Annotated in this window: 1 protein-coding gene; it reads left to right on the top strand. The window is 45.6% G+C overall.

All coding sequences use genetic code 11. From position 1 onward, the window contains the following. The coding region (locus R7R24_RS26825; RefSeq protein WP_318120135.1) for a TonB-dependent receptor domain-containing protein at window positions 1-720 on the top strand (720 nt) is incomplete at both ends.

Below are 720 nucleotides of genomic sequence, written 5' to 3'. Positions count from 1 at the left end.
TGATGTTATGGGTTCGGCAGAGATCCAAATCTCCGATGCCAGCAAGTTAAACCTTGTCGCGCAATACTATGACAGCCAGCAAGATTCGCCATACGGCTTGTACATTGTTAATAGCAAATTTGTTGATGTGCGAAAAGGGTTCGATTCCGATCGTGAGCATGGTACAGAGCGTGTACTTTTAAGTGCAAACTACGCACACGACAACGTATTCGGTCATCAATTGATTGGTGAATTGTCTTACCGCAGCGAAGATCAAACCTTTACACCGTATTACCAAAGCTCTTCACAACAAGAAACCGAAGTGTTTGCGGGGCGTTTAGCGCTGGCGAAAAGTTGGGGGGCATTCAGTGCCGTTTACGGTGTGGATGCATACCTAGATCGATTCGATAGCAACCAAGCTTTGTTCGACAAAACCATCGCTGACAACTCAGGTAACCTAATTAACCGAACGTATGCGGAAGTGGGGCGTTATCCTGGTGTAGACGTAACATCTTACGCGATGTTTGTGCAAGGTGATTACCAAATCAATCAAGATTGGTCTGTGCAGGCGGGATACCGTTATCAATATATGGACAACAAGATTGATGATTTTGTCGCATACAGCGTGCAGAAGAACATTGCTTCGGGCAAAGGTGTGTCTGCCGATGCAGTGCCGGGTGGCAGTACTGATTACTCGGTGAGTTTGTTTAATGTTGGGACAATTTATCAGTTGAATGATGA

This window comes from Vibrio sp. 704, assembly GCF_033339295.1.
This window is presented reverse-complemented; position numbering and strand designations above follow the sequence as displayed.